This window comes from Halovibrio variabilis, from assembly GCF_007991175.1.
GTDB lineage: Bacteria > Pseudomonadota > Gammaproteobacteria > Pseudomonadales > Halomonadaceae > Vreelandella > Vreelandella variabilis.
This window is the reverse complement of the sequence record NZ_BJXV01000008.1, coordinates 271035-289372: the sequence shown is the minus strand read 5'-3', so window position 1 is coordinate 289372 and position 18338 is coordinate 271035. Positions and strand designations below refer to the sequence as shown.

The 18338-nt window shown below is 51.8% G+C and carries 22 protein-coding genes; 11 read left to right on the top strand and 11 right to left on the bottom strand.

All coding sequences use genetic code 11. The annotated features are described in order from the left end of the window. Positions 1–200 precede the first annotated feature (200 nt). From HVA01_RS08245 to flgA, 4 genes are all read right to left on the bottom strand, one after another. Positions 201–941 carry an SDR family NAD(P)-dependent oxidoreductase gene (locus tag HVA01_RS08245; protein WP_146874743.1) on the bottom strand — a complete coding sequence of 247 codons (741 nt, stop codon included), beginning with the start codon at positions 939–941 and terminating at the stop codon, positions 201–203. Between the two features lie 92 nt (positions 942–1033). After that, positions 1034–1483, bottom strand: coding sequence for a flagella synthesis protein FlgN (locus HVA01_RS08240; RefSeq protein ID WP_146874741.1), 450 nt, complete (start codon positions 1481–1483; stop codon positions 1034–1036). A gap of 11 nt (positions 1484–1494) precedes the next feature. Continuing rightward, positions 1495–1761, bottom strand: coding sequence for a flagellar biosynthesis anti-sigma factor FlgM (gene flgM / locus HVA01_RS08235; protein ID WP_146874739.1), 267 nt, complete (start codon positions 1759–1761; stop codon positions 1495–1497). Positions 1762–1859: 98 nt separating this feature from the next. Further along, positions 1860–2576, bottom strand: a complete 717-nt coding sequence (flgA, locus tag HVA01_RS08230; protein WP_146874737.1) for a flagellar basal body P-ring formation chaperone FlgA — start codon at positions 2574–2576, stop codon at positions 1860–1862. 202 nt (positions 2577–2778) lie between these two features. Between flgA and flgB the strand changes: the two genes are divergently transcribed. From flgB to flgL, 11 genes are all read left to right on the top strand, one after another. Beyond that, positions 2779–3213 (top strand): flagellar basal body rod protein FlgB, encoded by a 435-nt coding sequence (flgB, locus tag HVA01_RS08225; protein ID WP_146874735.1) that lies wholly within the window; start codon positions 2779–2781, stop codon positions 3211–3213. Positions 3214–3264: 51 nt separating this feature from the next. Continuing rightward, complete coding sequence (flgC, locus tag HVA01_RS08220) at positions 3265–3675, top strand: flagellar basal body rod protein FlgC (protein ID WP_146874733.1); 411 nt, start codon at positions 3265–3267, stop codon at positions 3673–3675. A 3-nt stretch (positions 3676–3678) separates the two neighbouring features. Continuing rightward, positions 3679–4368: a flagellar hook assembly protein FlgD gene (locus HVA01_RS08215; RefSeq protein WP_146874731.1), complete on the top strand. Its 690-nt coding sequence runs from the start codon at positions 3679–3681 to the stop codon at positions 4366–4368. Positions 4369–4420: 52 nt separating this feature from the next. Beyond that, positions 4421–5674, top strand: coding sequence for a flagellar hook protein FlgE (gene flgE, locus HVA01_RS08210; RefSeq protein WP_146874729.1), 1254 nt, complete (start codon positions 4421–4423; stop codon positions 5672–5674). Positions 5675–5705: 31 nt separating this feature from the next. Continuing rightward, positions 5706–6464: a flagellar basal-body rod protein FlgF gene (gene flgF / locus HVA01_RS08205; RefSeq protein ID WP_146874727.1), complete on the top strand. Its 759-nt coding sequence runs from the start codon at positions 5706–5708 to the stop codon at positions 6462–6464. 50 nt (positions 6465–6514) lie between these two features. Beyond that, positions 6515–7297 (top strand): flagellar basal-body rod protein FlgG, encoded by a 783-nt coding sequence (gene flgG, locus HVA01_RS08200; RefSeq protein ID WP_146874724.1) that lies wholly within the window; start codon positions 6515–6517, stop codon positions 7295–7297. Positions 7298–7333: 36 nt separating this feature from the next. After that, on the top strand, positions 7334–8023 hold the full coding sequence (locus tag HVA01_RS08195) for a flagellar basal body L-ring protein FlgH (RefSeq protein ID WP_146874722.1): 690 nt from the start codon (positions 7334–7336) through the stop codon (positions 8021–8023). A 143-nt stretch (positions 8024–8166) separates the two neighbouring features. Further along, on the top strand, positions 8167–9258 hold the full coding sequence (locus HVA01_RS08190) for a flagellar basal body P-ring protein FlgI (protein WP_146874720.1): 1092 nt from the start codon (positions 8167–8169) through the stop codon (positions 9256–9258). Next, complete coding sequence (gene flgJ / locus HVA01_RS08185; protein ID WP_146874718.1) at positions 9258–10289, top strand: flagellar assembly peptidoglycan hydrolase FlgJ; 1032 nt, start codon at positions 9258–9260, stop codon at positions 10287–10289. The genes HVA01_RS08190 and flgJ overlap by 1 nt, the downstream gene beginning before the upstream one ends. Positions 10290–10362: 73 nt before the next feature. Then, the gene (gene flgK, locus HVA01_RS08180) at positions 10363–12354 is read left to right on the top strand and encodes a flagellar hook-associated protein FlgK (protein WP_146874716.1); all 1992 of its coding nucleotides are present in this window, start codon (positions 10363–10365) and stop codon (positions 12352–12354) included. 16 nt (positions 12355–12370) lie between these two features. Then, entirely contained in the window at positions 12371–13618 is a 1248-nt protein-coding gene (gene flgL / locus HVA01_RS08175; RefSeq protein WP_146874714.1) for a flagellar hook-associated protein FlgL, read from the top strand. A 58-nt stretch (positions 13619–13676) separates the two neighbouring features. Here the strand turns inward: flgL and fliR are convergent, their stop codons facing one another. The 7 genes from fliR to fliL all read right to left on the bottom strand — a co-directional run bounded on the left by fliR (position 13677) and on the right by fliL (position 18224). Further along, positions 13677–14468, bottom strand: a complete 792-nt coding sequence (gene fliR, locus HVA01_RS08170) for a flagellar biosynthetic protein FliR (RefSeq protein ID WP_146874712.1) — start codon at positions 14466–14468, stop codon at positions 13677–13679. A 4-nt stretch (positions 14469–14472) separates the two neighbouring features. Further along, complete coding sequence (gene fliQ, locus HVA01_RS08165) at positions 14473–14742, bottom strand: flagellar biosynthesis protein FliQ (protein WP_146874710.1); 270 nt, start codon at positions 14740–14742, stop codon at positions 14473–14475. Between the two features lie 62 nt (positions 14743–14804). Further along, a complete protein-coding gene (gene fliP, locus HVA01_RS08160) occupies positions 14805–15593 on the bottom strand; it encodes a flagellar type III secretion system pore protein FliP (RefSeq protein WP_146874708.1) in 789 nt (262 codons plus the stop codon). A gap of 50 nt (positions 15594–15643) precedes the next feature. After that, on the bottom strand, positions 15644–16087 hold the full coding sequence (gene fliO / locus HVA01_RS08155; protein ID WP_146874706.1) for a flagellar biosynthetic protein FliO: 444 nt from the start codon (positions 16085–16087) through the stop codon (positions 15644–15646). Then, positions 16084–16674 (bottom strand): flagellar motor switch protein FliN, encoded by a 591-nt coding sequence (gene fliN / locus HVA01_RS08150; protein WP_174787769.1) that lies wholly within the window; start codon positions 16672–16674, stop codon positions 16084–16086. Before fliN ends, fliO begins: the two co-directional genes overlap by 4 nt. Beyond that, positions 16671–17726, bottom strand: coding sequence for a flagellar motor switch protein FliM (gene fliM, locus HVA01_RS08145; protein ID WP_146874704.1), 1056 nt, complete (start codon positions 17724–17726; stop codon positions 16671–16673). Before fliM ends, fliN begins: the two co-directional genes overlap by 4 nt. Positions 17727–17747: 21 nt before the next feature. Continuing rightward, the gene (fliL, locus tag HVA01_RS08140) at positions 17748–18224 is read right to left on the bottom strand and encodes a flagellar basal body-associated protein FliL (RefSeq protein WP_146874702.1); all 477 of its coding nucleotides are present in this window, start codon (positions 18222–18224) and stop codon (positions 17748–17750) included. Positions 18225–18338: the final 114 nt, after the last annotated feature.

Here is an 18338-nt window from a genome sequence, read left to right as displayed (position 1 = left end):
CATGCTCTGGGGGATTTTTTTATGGGCAACACAAAAAATCGCGAGCTGATGCTCCCCTCCCACAGGTAGCTATCAGTCCCCGTGGAGGTACTATTGTGGGAGGGAGCTTCAGCTCGCGAAGGGTGCCGAAGGCACCCCTTAGCTTCATCAGGCTGGAAGCTTAAACGGTCGCGAGCATAAAGCTGCCTCACACCGAGTGCTTACCACTCAATGGGCTCGCCGGCCCAATCCCAGAAGCTGCCGGTATCTTCGGCGGTGCGTTGAGAAACAACCTCCAATAGCTGCTCGGCGACGAAGTCAGGTGTAAACAACTTTTCGCTTGGCACGCGAGCTTGGAACGGTTTTGAAAGTGATGTATCGGTAGTGCCTGGATGTAGGCACAACACGATAGACTGTTTATTAAGCCGCGTTAGTTCAATGGAAAGGGTCTTCATCAGCATGTTGTGCGCCGCTTTGCTGGCACGGTAGCTATACCAACCGCCGTGTCGATTGTCGCCGATGGAGCCAACGCGTGCTGATAAGCTAGCGATAATGGTCGGGTGCCTGCCTTGTAACGATGGTTTAAGCGCGGCGATCAACAGGGCGGGCGTGGCTGCATTAATATGCATAACGTGGGTAAACGAGGCTTCATCTAATTGCTCTAGGCGCTTTTCAGGGTGAACATTACGCTCATCATCGTGCAAAGTGCCAATAGCGTTGAACAACAAGTGTACAGGTTGACCGTTTAACTGTTGGCGGAGAGCTTCACGGCCTGCTTCAGTGGTGACATCGGCATTCACTGCTTCTAAATTTGGGTGCTGAAGAGAAAGAGTTGAACGACTTACCGCAACGACATGACCCACGCGGGTATCAGCAAGCAGTCTCTGAATCACAGCGTTACCTATGCCGCCACTGGCACCGATAACAACAGCGGTAAAGTTTTCTGGGAGGTAGGAAAGCATCAGAGAGGCTCCAAATGTGAAGGCTAGTGTTCACATTGAAGCTGTTTGTATAAGTCTTGTCTATAGGCGGGCGAAAAAGACGCGCGAAAATATTAGGCGGAAGCGTTGATTCTGCCGGATTGGGCGCTATTACGGCCATCCGGTTTGTATAGCGTCTTCTCAGCGATTTGACGGATATAGTCTAACATTGACTGATTATGCTTCATGCGTACCGATAGCATCTGACCGGTTAGCTCATTCATGCGCGCCGCTCGCTCACTCTTCTCCAGCAAACGTTCCCATGCCGCTTGGCAGCCGGCATCTGAGGCAGCTGACTGAGCGCCGTTAGCACCATCGGCATAACCAAGACGTTTTTGTACGCCACGCCGTACCGTTTCGATACGCTCAAGCTCTACAAGCAAGGTTTGTTTCTCGAGCGCGACCTGCGTCAACGCATCGCCGTCAACATCGCCTTGAGTTAAAAGGTTTTGTTCACGGGCCAACAGCGTGGTGAGTTGATCAATACGCTGTTGCTGATCGCTCAGCAGGTTAACAAGGCTCATGCAAGCGCCCCTTATAAGTCTTTAAGATTGGCAATTAGGCCGTCGGCGATACGATCAGCGCGCATTTCCAAACGGCCATCGCGAATAGCATCGCGAATCTCTTCTACCTTGGCAGTATCGATATCTTGAGTTTCATCAATAGCCGATTGACTCAACTGCGTTGACTCACGGGTAGAACCGTCTGATTTGGCTGGCGTTACACTATCAGCCTTTTGTGTGTCGTCCCGCTGCTGGGCTTGGTTAGAGCGTAATAGCGAGTTAATGTTATCAATTTTCACGTTGTCTGCCTCATCGTCAACGTCGATGCGATTGGCGCTAAGTATAGCGGGTATAACACCAATTATCGGCAGTAATGGGGATAACTTTAGGTATTACGTCAAAAATCTACCACCAAAACGCCTTCATTAGTGACGCGTGCGGTCATGATTTCACGCGACCCAAACCGGACCCTTACGCGCTCACCAAGAGCGCCATTTTCAAGCGCCTCACCTTCGCGTGAAACACGAAAAGCGGGTCCTTGTGCTATGACCGTGACCCGCTGTCCGCGTTCAATCAGGTGAGGGGCTTGTAGGTAATGCGATAAAAACGCATTACCGCTGCGGATAGGGCGTTGGGCTATCTTTCCGATGATATCTTCTTCAGACGTGAGTGCTTGGGCCGAAAGCTCACCAAGGTTGCCGCCGCGCTCATTAAGCATTTCTGAGGTAATCAATGTGCCGCGCTCAATATCCCTTGCCGCCACCACATAATTACCAATGACATCAACCTGCGCCTGCAGGTAGCGCACTTGTCGATTGCCATCACCACAGCGGACCCCAACCGAAACACGGCCGAGCGGCGCTTGGTTGGCATTGGGTAAAAAGGGCTCTGGGTTAATACAGTCGGGCAAATGTGGCGACGGTGGGCTTAAATCAATAACAACCTCTTCGCCCAAGGTCTGTGTCTCCTGGTACAAAAACTGATGCACTTGCTGGACGAGGTTGTCGTCATTCGCCTGGGCATTGGTGAAGCACATCATGCACGCGCTTGCCAGTAAGGTGAGCACTTGCCGGAAAAATCGCGTACTTAGCAACGTGGAGCGCTTTCGAAACATGGGTGAGGCCGCTTACTTGAGAGCTAGGGGAGGAGGCCAATGAGAAAAGCCGACTGCCAAGTGTAGCGAAAAGGGTCTAGTCGTATCGTGTGAAATGCTGGTGGAAACGCAGGCTGTTCCATGCTTTAGGATGACAGTTCGAGACGTACTCTTCACCATCAACAAAAACCCTTTTATTTTTTGCCTCAAAGCGAGGATCGGCATGATTGATCAATTGGAATCTGCCTTTAATTATCATCAGAAAGCAGTGGGTCTACGCCAAGCACGCCACGAAGTGCTGGCGGCGAATATCGCCAATGCGGATACACCCAACTACAAAGCGCGTGATATCGACTTTGCCAGTGAACTCAAGAAAGCGGTAGACGGTACTCAGCGCACATCGGGTGATAGCGAAGGCGGTTTAACGCTGACACGTACTGCTGGCAGCCATATTGCTGGACAAGGCCCTGCATGGCGTGGCGCGGGCAACGCCGACTTACTTTACCGTATTCCTGATCAGCCTAGCTTAGACGGAAACACGGTAGATATGGACCGTGAGCGCACCCAGTTTGCCGATAACGCTGTTCGCTACCAAGCTGGGCTCACTATGCTTAACAGCCGTATTCAAGGGCTGAAAACTGCGATGCAGCCTGAATAGTTTAGGTCAGAATCGTTTATTTAGGCCAGAATCGTGAGGAGTTAACAAAGTATGTCGATGTTTTCCGCGTTTGACATTGCCAGTTCGGCAATGAGCGCCCAATCCCAGCGAATGAACGTCACCGCCAGTAATATGGCCAACGCCGATAGTGTCGCCGGGCCGGACGGCGAGACCTATCGAGCTAAACAGGTGATGTTTGAGACCCAAGCCCAGAGCACACGCTATGGGGTTGGCGGCGTTCGTGTGACTGAAGTGGTCGAGGATGAGTCGCCGCTACGCATGGAATATATGCCCAGCCACCCGTCGGCAGATGAGGACGGCTACGTGGCCAAGCCCAACGTTGAGCCCGTGCATGAAATGGTCAATATGATCTCTGCCTCGCGCTCTTATCAAGCCAACGTCGAAGTCTTTAATACCAGTAAGCAAATGCTAATACAGACGCTGTCGCTGGGTGAGGGGTAACGCATGAATGTCGATACGAGTGTATTGAATAACATAAATGGCGGCGGCGCGAATGGCCTTTCTGCCCGTCAATCCGATGAGCTACGTGAAAGTTTTATGACGTTGCTGATCACCCAGCTGGAAAATCAGGATCCGCTCAATCCGATGGAAAACTCGGAGATGACCTCGCAGTTAGCGCAAATAAACACGGTCAGCGGTATTGAGGAACTGAACAGCACTTTGCAGGGCATTACTAGCCAAATGGATGCTAACCAGGCGCTTCAGGCAAGCGGCTTAATTGGTAAAGGCGTCATGGTGCCTGGCAAGGATATTTTATTAGAGCAAGATAGCGAGGGGGACGTTTACTCTACGCCTTTCGGTATCGAACTTGCTAAGCCGGCGGATAACGTTAAAGCCACCATTGTGGGTCAAGGTGGCCAAATCATTAGAAAACTTGATCTGGGCTCGGTAGATGCCGGCGTCCAATCGTTTGAGTGGGATGGTATCAATGATCAGCAAGAAGCCGTTGCCAGCGGCAAGTATTCGGTTCAGTTAGAGGCGACTAATGCCGCCGGTGAGAAAATTGAATCCACGGCCTTGCAGTACGCGGTAGTCAATCGGGTGACGCCTAATGATGGCAGCGGCAGCGTTCGGCTGGATCTTGGCGCCATTTACGGCCAAATCAATCTGAATGACGTTAAACAAATTCTTTAACTATTAATTAAATGCCGCATTTGATTAAACGCAGCTTTCTTAGGGGAATGTCATGAGCTTTTCGCAAGCACTCAGTGGTTTAAGCGCCCAGCAACAAAAATTAGGCGCGGTAGGTAATAATATCGCCAACTCTCAGACCGTTGGCTTTAAGAGTTCCAACGTACAGTTTGCTGATGTTTACGCTCAGTCACGTATTGGACTTGGCGTGCGAACGTCGACAGTTCTACAGGACTTCAGCCAGGGTAATGTTGAATCCACCAACCGTAATATGGACTTAGCCATTGCGGGTGAAGGCTTTTTCCGCTTCCAGCAGCCAAGCGGCGAAGTGGGTTACTCGCGTAATGGCCAGCTAACCATGACCGCCGATGGCGATCTGGTGAATGCCCAGGGCGCGCAAATTATGGGCTACGCTGCCGATGAAGAGGGTAATGTCCAGGCAGGTGGAGACGTAGCAGCCCTTAACGTGGATTCGGAAGACCTTGCAGCAAGTGCTACGACGGCCTTATCAGTAAAGCTCAACTTAGATTCTGGTGCAGAGGGTATAGATACAAGCGCTGGGACGGGTGCCGGTGCCGTTGCTTTTAATGCGACTGATGCCAGTACTTATAATTTCTCAACGAACGCTACTATTTATGACTCTCAAGGTAACGCGCGTAACTTAACCATGTATTTCATTAAAGATAACAATGCTGTGAATCAATGGCAGATTCAAGGACGTGTCAATGGCGGGCCAGAGGATGCTGCGGAATACGGCCCGTTTAATCTGGGGAGTCTGGAATTCAATCAAAATGGTGTATTAGATACTTATAATCCAACCGCTCTTTCATTAAATACTGATGAGTTCGGTGCAGGTGAACAATTTGTGGCGCTAAATGTTGATTTAACATTTGATGGATCTAAGCAATTTGCTCAGCCCTCCACCGTTAATGATATCACTCAGAACGGTTATACCTCCGGTTCTTTAGTAGGCGTAACCATCGAAGATGATGGCACAGTAATGCGTAACTACTCTAATGAGGAGTCGCGTGCTGCGGGTCAAATCGCGATGGTGAGTTTCCGCAACCCAGAAGGGTTAAGCCCCGCGGGTGACAACCTTTGGACAGCAACCGGGGCTTCGGGCCAAGAGCTGGTCGGTGCGCCGGGTACCGGTCAACGCGGCTTGATTGAGGCAAGCGCTATCGAGACCTCCAACGTCGACATGGCGGGTGAGCTAGTCGATATGATTGTCGCTCAGCGCGCGTATCAGGCTAACTCGCAGACTATTAGCACCCAGGACGAGCTCCTGCAGACCATTATTAACCTTTAATGATCGGTCATTTGGGTAAGGAGTAAGTAGCGTGGATCGAATGCTCTATACCGCCATGAGTGGTGCCAAAAACAGTATGGATCAGCAGTCGGTGGTGAGTAATAACCTATCGAATGTCACTACGACTGGTTTTCGTGCTCAGCTACAGGCCGCGCGTTCCGTGCCCGTGCAGGGCGATGCGTTACTGGCCACACGTACGTCAGCGGTGACGACGACGCCCGGCAGTGATTTTTCTCAGGGCCCCGTTGAGTACACGGGCCGCACCCTGGATGTCGCGATGCAGGACGACGCGTGGATGGCGGTCCAGGCGGATGACGGTACCGAAACCTACACGCGACGGGGCGATTTGCAGCTCGACAGCGATGGCGTTCTGCTCAACGTCGGGCGTCCAGTCATGGGTGACGGCGGCCCCATTGCGGTACCCCAGGGCGCACAAGTCTCCATCGGTGCTGACGGCACAATTAGTGCTATTCCTGAAGGCGTAGGCCCAGAAGCGCTGGTCGAAGTTGGTCGCATTAAGCTGGTGACGCCTGACGAGGGAGCGCTAACGCGAGGTGAAGACGGCCTGTTTCGTGCGCCACCGAACGAGGAAGGCGAGCCAGGGGCCTTGCCCGCTGATGAAGATGCCAAGCTGGTAAGCGGCGCATTGGAAGGCAGTAACGTCAGCGCCATTGATGCCATGGTTTCCATGATTGATGTGGCACGTCGCTACGATATGCAAATGAAGGTACTGAGTACCGCTGACGAAAATGCTCAGCGCGCCAACGGTATCCTATCTATCCAAGGTTGATGTTGGCCATTCAGCGCTGATGTAAGTCAGTCGGTCAAGGGAGCATAACTATGATTAAGTCCTTATGGACAGCTAAAACCGGCTTGGAAGCTCAGCAAACCAAGCTGGACGTGATTTCAAATAACCTGGCCAACGTGAGTACTAATGGCTTCAAGCGCTCACGCCCCGTGTTTGAAGACCTGCTGTATCAGAACATGCGTCAGCCAGGCGCCCAGAATAATATTCAAGACCGTCTACCGTCCGGGATGCAGGTGGGCACCGGTGTACGCGCTGTCGCCACTGAACGCCTGCATACCCAAGGTGGATTAGAGCAAACTGAAAACTCCCGCGATCTGGCAATCAATGGAGAAGGTTTCTTTCAGGTGCTGATGCCAGACGGTACGACGGCTTATACCCGTGACGGCAGTTTTCAGCTAAACGAAAACGGCCAAATGGTGACGGCCAATGGCTATCCTGTTGAGCCCGCGATATTTCTACCTGAGAACGCCTTGTCGGTGAATGTCGGCGCAGACGGTACGGTAAGCGTCCGCCAGCCCGGCGTCGCAATTGATAATGAAGTGGGGCAGATAACTGTCAGCACCTTTATTAACCCAGCTGGCTTAGAGAGTGTGGGTGGCAACCTCTATCTAGAAACGGGAGCTTCAGGTGCGCCTAACGAAAATATGCCGGGTATGAATGGCGCGGGACGGTTGTTCCAAGGCTACGTGGAAACCTCCAATGTCAATGTGGTTGAAGAAATGGTCAACATGATCCAGACACAGCGTGCTTATGAACTTAATAGTAAAGCGGTCTCTACCAGCGATGAAATGTTGGCGCGGTTGAGTCAGCTGTAACGGTTTTCCAATAAAGTTTACTAACAGGCATGCGTCATGCTGGAGTTGCACCCAATGTTACGTCGTATTGCACTAGCTGGCTTGGCGCTCTTAATACTTATGGTTGCTGGCTGCGCGCAAATTCCGCGTGCTTCTGTGGTAGGAGAGCAAGAGCAGATCAGCATCGTGGATCGCCCGCCACCTATTCCCAATGGCTCTATTTATCAGGCACGGCAAGGCTATCAGCCGCTTTTTGAAGATCGTCGACCGCGAGCCATGGGTGATATTTTGACGATTGTGCTGGATGAGGAAGTCAGCGCGAGCAAAAATTCGCAATCCAATGCAGGGCGCAGCGGTAGCGCTAGCCTTGACCTCGCGCAACTTCCGGATGCGCTCGATACGCTGGCAGAATATGGTTTTGACCTCTCTGGTGAGAACGACTTTACTGGCAGCGGTGGCTCTCAGGCCAATAACTCGTTTACCGGCACCATCACGGTGTCGGTATTAGAAGTCATGAATAACGGTAATTTACGCGTGCGTGGCGAGAAGCAAATAGCCATCAATCAGGGAACGGAGTTTATTCGTTTTTCCGGGGTGGTTAACCCGCGCACAATTACCTCGCAAAATACCGTACCTTCCACCCAGGTAGCAGATGCGCGCATAGAGTACGTAGGGGACGGCTATATCAATGAAGCGCAACACATGGGTTGGTTACAACGTTTCTTCATAAATGTCTCACCGTTCTAGCGCTATGCGAGCTACCGATGACAGCACCAATAGTGGCAGATCGTTCAACAAAAGAGCTACGGCGGGTAATAGCGATGCGGGCAAGTAACGTGAGAATCAGTAAGTTGTGGATAAATAACTATCGAGCACTCAGCACTGGAATTATGCAACTGGGTGCCTTACTGCTGATGTGTGCACTGGCGTTACCTGCCCAGGCGGAGAGTGTTCGCGAGCTTTCGAGCTTTGCCGGTGTGCGCGATAACCAACTCGTGGGCTATGGCTTAGTCGTGGGCCTGGATAGTACCGGTGACCAAACGACGCAAGCGCCCTTCACTAGCCAAAGCCTAACCAACATGCTCTCTCAGTTGGGAGTAACCGTGCCTGCAGGCACTAATTTACAGTTACGCAATGTGGCAGCGGTGATGGTGACCTCCGATTTGCCACCTTTCTCTCGGCCAGGCCAGCGTTTAGATATCGTGGTGTCATCGATTGCCAATGCGCGCAGTTTGCGCGGTGGTACGTTGTTAATGACGCCTTTAAAAGGCGCCGACGGGGATACCTATGCGATTGCCCAAGGCAATATGCTGGTGGGCGGTGCGGGTGCCCAAGCGGGTGGCAGTAGCGTTCAGATTAACCAGCAGGCATCGGGCCGGATTCCCAACGGTGCCCTGGTAGAAAAAGAAGTGCCGCTTAATTTGGGCGGCAACGGCGGCATATTAGAGCTACAGCTCAACGACTCTGATTTTGGCACTGTCCAACGGATGGTGACCGCGATTAACAATGAGTTTGGTCAGTCTGTTGCCTATGCGCGTAACGGCCGGGTTATCTCGCTTGATGGCCCTATGGATGACAATGCCAGGGTCAACTTTATGGCCCGTGTCGAAAACGTTCAGGTGACGCCTACGCAAGCACCGGCACGCGTTGTAATGAATTCACGCACTGGCTCAGTCGTAATGAACAGCGCGGTTACGCTGCGGGAAGCGGCAGTCGCCCACGGTAGCTTATCGATCATGATTGATACGCAGTTCGGCGTTAGCCAGCCTAACCCCCTTGGCGAAGGGGAGACGGTGGTGGTGCCCGATGCGGATATTGATATAGAGCAGCAGGAAGCTTATCTGCAGATTGTAGAGGGGGCGCAGCTCAACGAAGTGGTCAATGCGTTGAATGCATTAGGCGCCACGCCGCAGGATTTGATGTCAATTTTGGAAGCGTTAAAAGCGGCGGGGTCACTGCGCGCCGAGCTGGAGATCATCTAATGAATGCGACTGATATGAGCAATCAATTTGCGCTGGACGTACAGGGCTTTCAGCGGCTGCAGCACACCGCTCGAATCGACCCCGAAGAAGGCGTCGGTTCGGCCGCCCAACAGTTTGAAGCCCTCTTCGTGCAGATGATGATGAAAAGCATGCGCGATGCAATCCCGACCTCCGGGTTGCTGAACAGCAGCGCGACAGATACCTACCAACAAATGTTGGACCAGCAGTGGTCGCAGGTCGTTGCGTCCAAAGGCGTGGGGCTCGCGGATGTGCTGATTGAGCAACTCAAGCGAGAGGGCGCGATTTCCAAAGGTGACGATGGTGCATCGTCTGCCGATCAACAGACGCAGGCGCTAATTGCCGGCATTCCGCGAGGCACGCCGCGTATCTTGGATAGCCCTCTAAACCCGGGTGATAAACCAGTTCCTGAGGCAGCTGCAGAAAGCCGTTTCTTGACTGAGTTAGATGCTGTGCGCGAGGGCCAGAAGCCGGAAGCTGCGCCTGTTCAGCCGGAGACGAACCGCCAGGCGGGCAGTCAGTTGCCCCATGTTGATCAGTTTATGCAAACACTGGCAGCGCCTGCTCAGGCCGCAAGCGCTAACAGTGGCGTGCCCGCTGAGTTGATTCTGGCCCAAGCCGCGTTGGAAACGGGCTGGGGCAAGCACGAAATTGCGACTCGAAACGGTCAAAACAGCCACAATCTATTTGGCATTAAAGCGGGGAGTCAGTGGCAGGGCGAAACGACGGATGTGGTGACCCATGAATATATCAATGGCCGCCGGACGCAGGTGGTTGACTCCTTCCGGGTCTACGATTCGTATGAACACGCCTTCACTGATTATGCCAACCTAATTGGTAACAACCCGCGCTACGCAGCTGTGACACAAGCACCCACTGCCGAACAGGCTGCTAGAGAGCTGCAGCGTGGCGGCTATGCTACCGACCCGCGCTACGCGGATAAATTGGTGGCGGTAATGGATAGTATCGGGCCGCTCAACGCTGGTGGCGATTTCTTGGCTGATTCTCGCTAGCCCTTTTCTCAAGTTTTTCTGCGCAGTGCCGATACTTATAGCATATATAGGTAATCGCCTAAGGAATTGAACCATGAGCATGTTTTCGATCGGCTTAAGCGGTCTTAATGCGGCGCAGAATGCCCTTAATACCAGCAGTAATAATATCAGTAATGTTTACACGCCTGGTTATAACCGTGAGCTGCCACAGCTGGGTGAGGGGCGTGCGGGAGGCGGGGTCAAGGTCAATAATATTGAGCGGCAATTTAATACCTATGTGGCCGATCAGTTAAACAGTGCCAAGACACAGTCGAGTGCTCTGGATACTTATTACAGCCAAGTTACCCAAATCGATAATCTGCTCGCAGATCGTGCGGCGGGCCTTTCGCCATTGATGCAGGGGTTTTTCTCATCGCTAGAAGACTTGGCGGCGTCGCCTTCTGACCCGGCGGCGCGTCAAGGCGTGCTGGGGACCGCGAATACGCTGAGTTCGCAGTTCCGTTCCTTTGATGGCTACCTACAGGATATGCAGGGCAATATTAACGGCCAGATCAAAGATGAAATTACTCAAATAAATAACACCACCGAGCAGATTGCGGGCTTAAATAAAGAGATTGCGCTGGCTCGTGCGCGTACAGGTGAAGCCCCCAACAGCTTGTTGAACCAACGTGACCACATGGTTTCCGAGCTGAACGAGCGTATGGACCTGCGCCTGAATATTCAGGATGGCAAAACATATAATGTCAGCTTGCCCAACGGCCAGCCGCTGGTGACGGGCACCGACTCGTTTCAGCTGGAAGCGGTGCAGGCGGAGTACGACCCCCAGCGCACAGTCGTCGGCTATCGCGATGGCGGTGGCAATCTGGTTCAGCTAGACGAGTCGACAATAACGGGCGGAGCGTTGGGCGGCTTGATGACTTTCCGTTCAGAAACCCTGGACAAGACGCAAAACCAGATCGGCCAGCTAGCCGTATCTTTGTCGACCGCTTTTAACGATCAGCATAAGCAAGGTGTAGATCTTAATGGCGAGCAGGGTGAAGATTTCTTTGCAGTGCGCTCACCGCAATCCTATGGCCATCAAGGCAATAGCGACCCTGGACTACTAACGTCGGCGGAGTTTGATCCAGAAACTGTCGATAAGCTGCGTGCCACGGATTACACCGTCTCGTTTGACGAAAACCTTGAGCCTGTGGTGACGCGTAATGATAACGGCCAAGTACTCAATAGTACGGATCCTGACAATACCAACTACGTTGACACAACCGGTTGGACTGGTGGTGTTGGTAATGGCTCGGGTGAAATTGCCTTTGGCGGTGTGACGCTTTCGTTTAGCAGCGGCAATAATGTTGCTGTAGGTGACCGCTTTGAAATCCAGCCGGTGCGGCGTGCAGCCAATGGCATGGATACCAATATTGCTGATGTAGACAAGATTGCCGCGGGCGACGCAGGTTTTATTAATGTAGGAAATGACACGGGTAACTCGTTTGAACGTGAGGGTGATTTAAACGTTAGCGATTTAGGTATAACTTCTACCGCTTTTGCCGATAATAGGAAATATCAATTTGAGGTGGAGTCGGATGGCACGCAAGGCACGCTGACAGTGACACCGGCGGCAACTATAACGGTTAATGATGCGCCCTTTGATCCGTCTAGTGAGAAGCTGTCTGTTGGAGACACTATTAAAGTTGACGGTATCAGCTTTACGGTTGGTGCCCTCCCGGATGCTGGTGAAACATCATCATTAACTGTTAACCAGACTATTTTTGCCACTGGCGATAACCGTAACGCTTTAGCGATGCAAGACCTGCAGTCCCAGTCCATTGTTGGCGCTAGCGCGACGGTTACCGGCGCCTATGCCTCCATGGTCAGCGATGTGGGTAATCGCACCAATATTACTCAGGTGAACCTGGACGCTAGGCAGGGGTTAACGGATCAGTTGACGGCGGTGCAACAGTCCGAATCTGGAGTCAATCTGGACGAAGAGGCCGCTAACTTGATTCGTTATCAACAGTACTATCAGGCCAATGCGCGTGTGATTGACACCGCAGGAACGCTGATGGACACCATCTTGAACCTGCGCGGTTAATTGGGGAGCTTAAATCATGCGTATTAGTACCGTCACCATGTTCGAGCAAAGCACGGCGTCTATGAATCGCCAGCAGAGCGACCTGATGAATATTAGCCAGCAGATTGCCAGCGGCCGACGTGTGGTTAACCCCTCCGACGACCCCCAGGCGGCTTCGCGCGCGATTGGCGTTGACCAGGCCAAGGCCGTGACTGAGCAGTATTCCGATTCGCGGGTCTCGGCGAGGAATTCATTGTCGCAGACTGAAAGCATCATCAATAGCGTCAGCGATGCGATCACCAGTGCGAAAGGGTTGCTAATTCAGGCATCTAGCGACACGCTGAGTGACTCCAATCGCGAATCAATCGCCAGTGAACTCAAAGGCGTTTATGAAACGATGCTGGGCCAGGCCAATTCCACCGATGGTAACGGCCGCTATTTGTTCGGTGGTTATAACGACAGCAACCCGCCTTTCGTTAAGCAGGGCGAAAGTGGCGTGGTCTACCAGGGTGACAGCAATGCTCGTGAGCAGCGCGTTGATGCCACACGTTTAATGCCGGTCGCCGACAATGGCGAGACTATCTTTAAAAGCGTACCCAGCGGCGCTGGCTATATAGCAGAAGCAAAGAAAGATAATGGCGACCTCAATCAAGGTAATGTGACATTCCGCGGGCCGCAAATAACGGATGTAAAGGATTCAGAAGATTTCCGCATCACTTTTAACACCCCTGCTGATACATTTAAAATTGAAGCATTCGATGGTACTGATTGGACAGCCGTTGCTGGTCAAACAGCTGTTCCTTACACGGGTGATCAAGACGGCTCCTCCCAACAGATCCCCGTTGGGGGGATGTCAATTACTCTGGAGGGGACGCCAGCGGCTGGAGATGAAATACTGGTTGCCAAATCAGGCGGCGACGTTCGCGGTGCTGATCTTTTCCGCACCATGGAAGAAGCCATTCGCGTATTAGAAAACCCGGCAGACGATCCCGTCAAGAAAGCCGATCAGCGTAATACCTTGAATACGGCTATGCGCGATCTGGATAATAGCTTGGATAACGTTCTAACGGTACGCGCGTCTGCTGGGGCACGGCTCAATGAGCTTGACGTGATAGATGCTGTTAGTAGCAACCGAACGCTAAATTACACACAGACACTGTCAGATTTGGTAGACCTTGATTACACGGAGGCGATCTCCGAATACAGCTTGCGGCAAGTAGGCATGCAGGCGTCGCAAAAAGCGTTTGTCGATATTAAAGGCTTATCGCTATTTAACTACATGTAACTGCTGTCGTTTTGTTATGTCTTATTATCCCCATACTTCTTTGTGAAGCATGGGGATTTTAGCTTAAGGGGGCCATGGTTTCGATGAGCCCCTGCATGAACGCCAGCCCTTGGCTGAATAAGCGCTCTAGAAAGCGGCTAAGATCGGTCATCAGCACCATCATTAAGATCAGCCCCACAATCAGAGAAGTGGGGAAGCCAATATTAAACACCGTGAGCTGAGGGGCGGAGCGGTTCAAGATGCCCAGGGCTAAATTGATCGTCAGCAGTGAGCCGACAAGCGGTAGCGCCAGTAACATACCCGAAGCGAAAATCGTTCCTGCATAGCGGGCGATCAACTCAAAGGCGCCTGGATTAAAGGTGCCAATACCAATGGGTAACGTCTGGAAACTCATTATCAGCGTTTCCAGCACCATAAGATGACCATTCATGGCCAAGAACATCAGCAGTGTGATCATATAGAGAATGCGCGACAGTACCATGATATTAGTACCGCTCGCCGTATCAAAAAAGCTGGCAAAGGCCAGACCCATTTGCAGCCCGATAAAATCGCCAGCCGCTTGAACAACCGCAAAGATGATGTGCATCACCATGCCCATGGCTAAGCCAATCAGGATTTGTTCGATGATAACGCCGAACCCCGCCCAGGACATGATGGCGATATCCGGCATGTCCGGTAGCACCGGCGCAATGACAATGGCAATAAGGGAAGCAAGGCCAATTTTGGCTCGGTTAGGAATACTCGAGTGTCCCCAGAGGGGGGAAGCGGCCATAAAGGCGGTGATGCGCGCAAACGGCCATAAAAAGGCCACTAGCCAGCCTTGTAGCTGCGCAAAAGTGATTTCCACCATCGAGCTACATCACCATATTAGGGATGTTGGTAAATAACCGGTGGGTAAAGTCGGTAATGAGTCCAAGCAGCCAGGGGCCGGCAAATACCAGCACCGCAAAAACGGCTAGAATTTTCGGAATAAACGTCAGCGTCATTTCATTAATCTGGGTCGCTGCTTGAAATAAGCTGATGATAAGGCCGGTAAAAAGCGCAGCCAACAGCATGGGGCCTGCAAGTAACAGCGTTACACGCATACCCTGGTACGCAATGCTCATCACCATTTCGGGGGTCATAGTCGGTTCCTTTGCGGCGTTAGAACACCGCAGGGCTTATATAAAAACAAGCTTATGGAAGGCTATATCATGTAAAAGCTTTCAGCCATTGAGCCAATAATTAGCTGCCAGCCGTCGACTAAAATGAAAAGCATCAGCTTGAAAGGTAATGAAATAGTGATGGGGGGAACCATCATCATCCCCAGCGCCATCAGCGTACTAGCGACTACAAGGTCAATAATCAAAAACGGAATAAAAATAGTGAAGCCTATTTGAAAAGCCGTTTTCAATTCGCTGGTAACAAAAGCAGGCAACAATATCCGCATGGGTAGCTCTTCCGGGCCTTGCATGGGGCCCACGTCGGCTAAGCGTGCGAACAGTGCCAGGTCAGGTTCGCGGGTTTGCGCAAGCATAAATTCGCGAAATGGGTCTTGGGCAAGGAGTATAAACTCTTCAAAATTAATCGTTTCGTCAGTCAGGGGTACCCAGGCATTGTCGTAAACCTGCGCCAATACTGGCGACATAATAAAAAAGGTTAAAAACAGCGCGACACCTAATAACACTTGGTTGGGAGGCGTTGCCTGGGTCCCCATTGCCGTACGCAGTAGGCTAAGCACGATAATGATCCGAGTAAAGCTCGTCATCATCAGCAGCATCGAAGGCAAGAACGCTAGCGAACTTAAAAACAGCAGTGTTTGCAGTGAGAGTGACCACTGCTGACCCCCATCTTCTAGCGGCTGAGACGTAATGCCGGGTATCTGCTGAGCCTGGGCAGGACCTGCAACCAGAATAAAACAAACGCCAAGCGCCAACGCCAACCATAGCCAGCGCTGGGTGTCGTTCTTTGAAGTCTTAGAAACAGTCGGGTGCATAGAAGAGCAGGCTTTAAACAAACAGGGCCAAGAAAAGTACATCCGTTGCCTCATGGCGTCTGATGTGGATCGGAGGGCGCGGATGAGTCGCTGCGACGACCAGAAGCCAGTGCTTTTGATAAACGTTGTGCAAAACGAGAGGAAGAGGGAGGCGTCGATGTTGGCGAGCGTTCCTCTGGAGCAGGGCGCTCATGCAATTTAGTAATACGACCACCGCCAACACCGAGGACTAGCCAGGTATCTTCCACTTCGACAATCACAATGCGCTCACGATTCCCCACAGCAGTGCTGCCCACGACGCGTAAGTGGGCGCCGTGAGGCGAGCGAAGATTGCCCCAGCGTTTTAGCAGTGCAGTGCAAATCAAAATGATCGCAATAACTAAGGCTAATGCGGCCGCTGTTTTGCCTAAAACAGCCATGCCTATTAACGACTCACCACCGTTACCTAGCGCATCAAGCGAGCCATTTTGCGTTGAGGTCGTTGCAACGCTCATCGGTTCAATTTGTGAATACGTTCAGAAGGCGTGATGATTTCAGTAATACGGATACCATACTTGTCTTCGATGACAACGACTTCCCCTTGAGCGATCAAGTAGCCATTAATCAAGATATCCATTGGCTCGCCGGCCAGGCCTTCAAGCTCAATAACAGACCCCTGCGCTAACTCCAGCAATTGTTTGATGGTTAGCTTGGTGCGGCCTAGTTCCACGGTGAGTTTCACCGGGATATCCATGACCATTTCGAGTTCGCGTGCCTGTGAGCCACCGCTGTCAGGGCTCAAAGGGCGAAAAACTTCGTCACTCGCGGCTTTTGCGGCAGGCGCCTTATGCTCGGGCTCGGCAGCTTCCTGCTGGCTTTCTTCAACGGCCTCCTGTTCAGCCATAGCCGCTGCCCAAGGGTCTTCTTCTTCGCTGGCATCAGCACCTGAAGAGGCTTGTTCTTGCTCAGCCATAGCGGCTGCCCAGGGATCTTCCTCTTCGCTGGCAGCGTCGGCACTTGAAGAGGTCTCTTCTTGCTCAGACATGGCATCCGCCGAATCGTCGTCAGAGACGTTCTGATCAGGTTTATTGGGATCAGTCATGCTTTGGATTCCTTGGCTTTCTGTCGCGTAGAACCTTTAATAAAGTCCTTGGACGATACGTTATTCATAGCGGCATGGTCGATCATATGTAGCACACGCAGGGCGTGTTGCTGGCGTTGGCTACCGTACTCACACTGCATGACGGGCACGCCATCGACATTTGCAGTAATCGTGCTGGGTATATCGAGAGGCAGTACATCGCCTTTTTTTAGCCCCATCACATGAGAGATACGGCTGGGTATATGCGCAAACTCAGCGACTAATTCGACTTCCGATTGCCTTAGTTCACTTGCCATGCGGCGCGACCAACTACCGTCCTGGTCGTGGTTACTATCGTTAATGGGGTTCGCCAATAAATCGCGCAGTGGCTCAATCATGGCGTAAGGCATGCATATCTGGAAGTTGCTAGATAAGTTGCCGACTTCAATATTAAATTTAGTGTTCACCACAATTTCATTAGGTGAATTAGTGATATTGGCGAATTTAGACTGTACTTCTGAACGCAAGAAGCTGACTTCGAGCGGATGAACCACTTTCCAGGCTTCTTGGTAAGCATCAATGGCTAAGTTGAGCAGACGCTGAATAATCCGCTGTTCGGTGTTAGTAAATTCCCGTCCATCCGATTTGGTCACAAAGCGGCCATCGCCGCCAAAGAGATTGTCAACCACCATAAACACAAGATTGGGCGGAAACACTACCAGCGCCGACCCGCGCAGCGGCTTCATTGAGACAATGTTCAGGTTCGTAGGCACGGGGACATTGCGTGAAAAATTACTAAAGCTTTGATAACGAACCGACTCTACGGTGATATCCGCACTGCGACGTAATAGATTGAACAAGCCGTTACGGAAGTAACGCGCAAAACGCTCATTAATAAAATCCAATGCATGCAGGCGCTCGCGGATCACGCGATGCTGAGTCGAAGGATCGTAAGGGCGGATTTTCGACTCGGCATGCTCTTGCGGCGATGAAGCCGACGGCTCATCGTCACCACTAACGCCTTTCAGTAAGGCGTCAATTTCTTCCTGGGACAGTAGATCGTCCTGCGACATGAACGGCTCCAGTTCCCGAGGTTATTGCACAATAAATTCGGTGAATAAAACTTCACGCAAATCAAGCGGCGGTTGATTTTCTGCTAGCGGCACCTTCAGTCGATCAATAATCGCTTGAGCAAGCTGCTGCTTACCTTCAGACGAGGTAAGTTCTTCAGCCTGCTTGCCAGATAACAGCATCAGTAACCGGCTGCGCACCTGGGGCATGTGTTCTTGAATAATCGTTTTGCTCGCTTCATCACCCACGCGGAGCGTGATGCCCGTATAGAGCAAACGTGACCCATAGCTGTCATCGGCGAGATTGACGGTAAAAGGCTCGATACTCATGAAAATTGGCGCTTCTGGCTCCATTTCTTGCGTCGCGTCTTCTTCAGCCACCGTATCATCACGTTGGTCGATAACCATATAAATAGCCGCTGCCGCGCCTGCCGATGAAAGCAAGACCAGAATAATCATTATCCAGAGCAGTTTTTTGGACCCACCGCTTGTTTCTGCCATTTGCGATTCCTGTGAACTCCATGCGTGTCGCTTGCAAAGCATTATGCCTAAAGCGAATGCAGGTGATGAAATGAACAGGCTTACTAGGCAAGCCTATCTTTTGGTTTAGCTAGC